At 62.3% G+C, this 6,220-nt stretch carries 2 protein-coding genes; one reads left to right on the top strand and one right to left on the bottom strand.

The features are described from left to right. A partial coding sequence (locus HU767_RS28310; RefSeq protein WP_186731090.1) for a filamentous hemagglutinin N-terminal domain-containing protein occupies nt 1-5,308 on the bottom strand: 5,308 nt, incomplete at its 3' end. A 291-nt stretch (nt 5,309-5,599) separates the two neighbouring features. Between HU767_RS28310 and HU767_RS28315 the strand changes: the two genes are divergently transcribed. Next, on the top strand, nt 5,600-6,004 hold the full coding sequence (locus HU767_RS28315; protein ID WP_186731089.1) for a DUF488 family protein: 405 nt from the start codon (nt 5,600-5,602) through the stop codon (nt 6,002-6,004). Nucleotides 6,005-6,220: the final 216 nt, after the last annotated feature.

Consider the following 6,220-nt stretch of genomic DNA (forward strand, 5'->3'; position numbering starts at 1 on the left):
TGCCGTTGTTGCGCAACTCGAAGTCGCCGCCGTTGAGGGCCAGGCCATCAGCGGTGATGTTGCCGTTGGCATCTTGGGTGGTCTTGCCATCAACATTAAGGAACACGTTGCCGCTGGTCGCCAGCCCTTCATTGATCGCCAGGTTGCCGTTGGTGCCGATGCTGACGTCGCCAGTGTTGTTCACCCCGGTGGTGGTCTTGACCACGTTGCCGTTGCCGTCGGTTTCGGTCAGCGTGCCGACCTTCAGATTGCCGGTGTTGTTGAAGGCGACCTTGCCCGCCTCGCTGGCGATGTCACCCACGATGTTGCCGTTGTTGCGCAACTCGAAGTCGCCGCCGTTAAGCGCCAGGCCATCGGCGGTGATGTTGCCCTTGGCGTTTTGGGTGGTCTTGCCATCGACATTGAGGAACACGTTGCCGCTGGTGGCCAGCCCTTCATTGATCGCCAGGTTGCCGTTGGTGCCGATGCTGACGTCACCAGTGTTGTTCACCCCGGTGGTGGTCTTGACCACGTTGCCGTTGCCGTCGGTTTCGGTCAGCGTGCCAACCTTGAGGTTGCCGGTGTTGTTGAACGCGACCTTGCCTGCCTTGCTGGCGATATCGCCCACGATGTTGCCGTTGTTGCGCAACTCGAAGTCGCCGCCGTTCAGCGCCAGGCCGTCAGCGGTGATGTTGCCGTTGGCATCTTGGGTGGTCTTGCCATCAACATTAAGGAACACGTTGCCGCTGGTGGCCAGCCCTTCGTTGATCGCCAGGTTGCCGTCGGTGCCGATGCTGACGTCGCCGGTGTTGTTCACGCCGGTGGTGGTCTTGATCACGTTGCCGTTGCCATCGGTTTCGGTCAGCGTGCCGACTTTCAGGTCGCCGGTGTTGTTGAACGCAACCTTGCCCGCCTCGCTGGCGATGTCACCCACGATGTTGCCGTTGTTGCGCAACTCGAAGTCGCCGCCGTTGAGGGCCAAGCCGTCAGCGGTGATGTTGCCGTTGCTGTCCTGAGAGGTCTTGCCATCGACATTGAGGAACACGTTGCCGGTGGTCGCCAGCCCTTCGTTGATCGCCAGGTTGCCGTTGGTGCCAATGCTGACGTCGCCGCTGTTGTTCACGCCGGTAATGGTCGTCTGCGTGCCGTCGGCATGGGTCGCGGTGAGCGAACCCACCTTGAGGTTCCCGCTGTTGTTGAACTGGACCTTGCCCGCCTCGCTGGCGATATCGCCGATCACGTTGCCGGTGTTGCCCAGCGCATAATTGCCGCCCAGCAGCACCAGGCCGCTGGCATCGAGCTTGGCCCCGGCATCGCCGGCCTGGGTGGTGTTGCCCGCCACTTCCAGGGTGATGATGTCGTCGGCACGGGTCTGGCCCTGATTGGCGTCATCCCGTGGACCATTTTCGATGGTGATGCCTTTCGCCAACGTCAGGTCGTGATCGGTTTTCAGGGTGACCGCCTCATCGGAGGTAATCCCCACGGTGCCGTCCACGACGCCCACCGTCAGGTTGCCGTTGCCGGCGAATACCAGGCTGCCGACATCGGCAGCGATCACGCCCACGTCATGTCCCTTGCCCAGGTTGAAATCACCTTCGCCGCGCAGGGCCAATTCGTCTGCGGTAATGGTTGCGCCCGTAGCCTGGGTCGCCCCTTGGCCCGCGTCGACGCTAAGGGACAATCCCTTGCCGGTGGTGCCGTCTTCGTCGGTGCCTTCAGGATCCTCGAGGGTCAGGTCGCCCAGCAGGTCCAGGACGCCACTGGCAACCAAAGCCAGATCGTCCTTGAGCGTCGCGCCTTCGTCATCAACGGTGATGTTGCGGGTCTTGTCGTTACCGATGACGACCTTGTCGAAGCCATCCTGGATATTCGCCAGGTCAGCGTCCGACAGCACCAACGGATCGTTAGGCCCGGTCACTTCCGGGTCATCGCTGCCGCCCAGGTGGATATCCAGGCCAGGGGTCTTCTGCTGCAGGGTGAGACTGCCGCCACCGGCAACGCTTGCGGCAAGATCGATTTCGTCGGCGGTCAGGCTCGTATTGCCCTGGGTGGCCAATGCCTGGCCGACCGTGAGCGTGTCAGCGATAAGGTTCAGGTCGCCGGTCTGGGTCATGCCGGCAACCGGCACGCCTTGCGGGTTGGCCGGGGTCTGGCTGTCGGGAATGGTCACGACGCCGGCGGTCAGGTCATCGACATCGGCAAAGCTCACCGTGCCGGTGTCGCTGGCGATCGTATTGACGTCGTTGGCGGCGTTGTCCAGATCATGAACGGCACCGTCACCCAGCAGCACCAGGCCATCGGCGACGAGGGCGCCGCCGGCGGTCTGGTCGATCTTGCCGCCATTGCTTTGCAACGCCAGGACCGGAGCCGGTTTGTTGTCGTCGTTGCCGGTGCCCGGTGCGTCCGCCACGGTCAACTGGTCATTGATGTGGATATTGCCGGTACCGGCATCGAGGATGAGGTTGTCGTTGATGCGGGTCGCTTCGATGATGCTGATGTCACCGGTCATGTCCGCGCCACCGATCTTGACCGAGGTGAAGCCATCGCCCAACGCGCCGATGTCGCTGCCGGTCAGTTCCAACGCACCGGGCGCATCGCCGGTGCTGCCGCCCACGGCAATGTCTTTGCTCGGGGTGTTGGTCTCAAGGGCAATCGAGCCATTGCCGGTGACGCTGCCGGCGCCGCCGTTGAAATTGATATCGTCGGCCTTGATGGCCAGGTTGTTGTCGGTGCTGTTGAGGCTGCCGTTGAAGGTGATGGAACTGCCTTGCAGGCCTTTGCTGCCCGAGGTATTGGTCTTGATGTTATCGACGTACAGCGAACCGCCGACCCGCTTGCCTGCGGTCTCGTCGAAACTGCCCGAGACGAACACGAATTTGTAGGTGCCGGCCTTGTCAGCCGTGGCCGTATGGCTTTTCCAATCCACCGTGCCGATACCGTTCCCCGTTTCGTTCAGGATGATCTGGTACTCGCCGGTGTTGACGTTCAGCAGATAGCCGAAGACATCGTAGGTATCGCCGCCCGCAACCGGTTTGTAATCGAAACTGACCGCTTCCCCTGCCGCCAGGGAAACCGTGCCCTCGCTGACGACCGAAGGACCACGCATGATGCAGCCGGCGGGGGCGTTCTGGCAGTTGGAGTTGTTCTCGGTACCCAGCAGCAGCGCAGCGCCGCCGTCCTTGCCCTGGCCAGCCGCGGCGACCGGGGTGAGGGGTTTGTAGTCCATGTCGCCCTGGTCGCCAGGCGAGACTATCGGGGTACCGCCGCCCGTAGGCGACGTGGTCGGCAACGTCGGGTCATCCGGCGAGACCACGCCGTCCACCACGGTGACGCCAGTGAAGAACTGGGCGATGGAGGTCTGCCACCCGACCAGGCCGTTTTCGAAGTCGGCGTTCAGGAACTGCGAGGTGCCCAGCTCGACGGCGCCGGTGTAGACCTGCTCGCCGGTGGTGAAGACTTTTGCGCCGTTGATAAAGGTCTTGCCGGCACCGCTGGTGGTCGCGTAAAGCGCGCCCAGCGCGCTGTTACCGCCGACCATGTCGCTGAAGATGATCGAGCCCGAACCTGCGTCCACGCGCAGTTCGCGGTTGTTGGCCACCGCATCGGAATCCACCACGCCGGCAAACACGACGTTGCCGCCGTTGCTCTTCAAGCTGACGTCGGTGTTGAGGGCGATCTTGCCGTTGAGGATCAAGGCCAGGCTGTTGCCATTGCCGGCGCCACTGGCGTCGATGTCGCCGTTGAGGAAAATATTGCCGAAGACGTAGCGGCCTGTTCCGCCGTCGTTGTGTCCGGATTGCAAGGTCAGCGTCCGGTCGCCGCTGATGCTCGTCGGGGTGTAGTCACCGTTCCAGTGGATGCTGTTGTCGGCCTTGATCGCGACATCGGTGCCGCCGGCCAGGGCCGTATCGATCGCGTTGAAGCCAACCGTGGCGTCTGTCCCATTGGCGCCGCCGGTCAACCCGCCGTTACCCGGCCCCACCGTGACGCTGTCCGGGTCGAGCAACCACAAGCCGCCCTTGCCGTTTTTGGCTGACGCATCGGCGGCTTTGCTCACCGCCAGTTTGGCGCCGCTGGTCTCGATCTTGCCGCCGTCGCCGCCCTTGGCGCCGCCGGTGGCTTTCAGCGTGCCGTCCACACGGGTCACGCTCCCCGGTTTCTTGACATCGGACCAGGCCACCACGGTACCGCCCTTGCCGTTGTCGGTTGCCGATGCGTCGAGCACGGCACCGGCGGCGACGGTGGTCTGGCTGGCCTGTTTGATCGCCAGGTCCTTGCCTTGCCAGCTACCGCCTACATAAATCTCGCCGCCACCCTTGGCGCCAGTAGCGTCGAGTTCGGCGCCGCCCTTGATCGCCACGCGGTCGCCGGTCACGACAATCTTGCCGCCCTTGGCGGTGTCGGAAGACACATCGATGCGTCCGGCGACTTGCACATCACCGTGGTCGCCCATCAGCGTGACCACGCCGTTTTCACCGATATCCAAGGAGCGGGCTTCGATCAGACCGGTGTTGTTGATGACGGTGCTCGCCAGGGTTTCCGCCGCACGGGCGGTCAGCAGGATTCTGCCGGCATCGGCACGAATGGCCCCGCCGTTTTCGATCAACGCCTGCAACGCGCCTTCTTGCACTTCCAGTTGCACCGGCCCGCCCAAGTCGAGGATCACGACACGGCCGGCGCCCAGCAGTACATTGCCTTGGTGGGCGGTGATGTTGCCGTCGTTGACGATTTTTGCCGCGATCAGGGCAATGGTGCCGCCTTGTGCCGCGTTGATGTTGCCCTGGTTGACCACCGATGCGGCGCTGTCGCCGCTGAAACGGTAGTTGCCGGCGAGGAAATCTTCTGTGGATAAGTTGAGCGTAGAGGCCACCAGGCCGCCGACATCAACCTGCGCGCCGGGGGTAAACAGTACGCCGTTGGGGTTGACCAGGAAGACTTGGCCGTTGGCTTTCAGTGCGCCCTGGATCACCGACACATCCGAGCCCAGTACGCGGTTCAGAGCGACGGAATTGGCGCCAGGCTGGAAGAATTGAACGGTGTTGCCTTTGCCGATGGAAAAGCTCTGCCAGTCAATGGCGAGCTTGTCGCTGCCCTGATGAATGGCCATGTTGTTGCCATTGTGCTGAACGCTGCCGCTACCCGCCACGATGTTGCCGCCGGAAGGCAACCCTCCCGCCGCAGCGACCGAGGCGAAGACGCCGCTGCCCACGCCGATGACGAGGCTGAGGGATGTGCGGCTTTTGTCTTTGCCATGGCTCTTGACCAACTCGGATGCCACCTGCCACGCGCCCATCACGGCATTCCAGACGACTCGGTACACTCTATTCATTTTTGTTCACTCATCCTTAATACGGCGGGTCGCGCCAGGCGGTTCGCTGTCGACAAATCAAATGGAAAAGCGCATCCGGACGGATTGCGGCTCGAAAATCCCACAGTGCTCCGCGCCATCATGTCGACGGCTTGCAGGGCGCGCTTTTGCTTGAGCGCCCAGGGCTTTTGATTGAAGGGATCCGATGAATCTTTTTTTAAGATGGGTGGGTGAAGAGCGGCGGATGGGCCCTGGCCGCCTCGTCGTGGGCGATCTATGCTGGGGCAATCCCACTTCGACAGGCGAACCCTGATGATCCAATGCAAACGCGCCTATGAAACCGCCAGCGCCGAGGATGGCGTAAGGGTTTTGGTGGACCGCTTGTGGCCGCGTAACTGTTCCAAGGACGCGTTGGTGATTGCTGAGTGGTTGCCGGAGGTTGGGCCTTCTCATGAGTTGCGCAAGGCATTCAAGGCGGGGGCGCTTTCATTTGCCGAGTTCAGCGTGGCCTATCGGCGTGAGCTGGCGGCGCGGCCGGAGCATTGGTGGAAGCTGGTGGATGTGGCGCGGGGTGGGACGCTGACGTTGGTGTATGCGGCCAAGTCGACGGTTGAAAACAATGCGGTTGTGTTGGCGCAGTGGCTGGAAGATGAGGTTACGACGCGGGCCGAGGGGAGTTCGTCGGTGTGTTATTTGTCGGAGTTTCCGGAGTTTTGAAATGGGCTTGCTGTAACCCGTGGCGAGGGAGCTTGCTCCCGCTCGGCTGCGCAGCAGTCGTAAAACCTGCCGACTGTTTTTTCTTGTAGTACCGAGTTGAATGGTTTGGGGCCGCTGCGCAGCCCAGCGGGAGCAAGCTCCCTCGCCACGGGTTATTGATTTGCCTAAGATCGGCGCAGAGCAATCACAAGGATGACCACCGTAATGCAATCGCCA

The organism is Pseudomonas sp. SWRI179, assembly GCF_014268705.1.
In the GTDB taxonomy this organism is placed as follows: Bacteria; Pseudomonadota; Gammaproteobacteria; order Pseudomonadales; family Pseudomonadaceae; genus Aquipseudomonas; species Aquipseudomonas zanjanensis.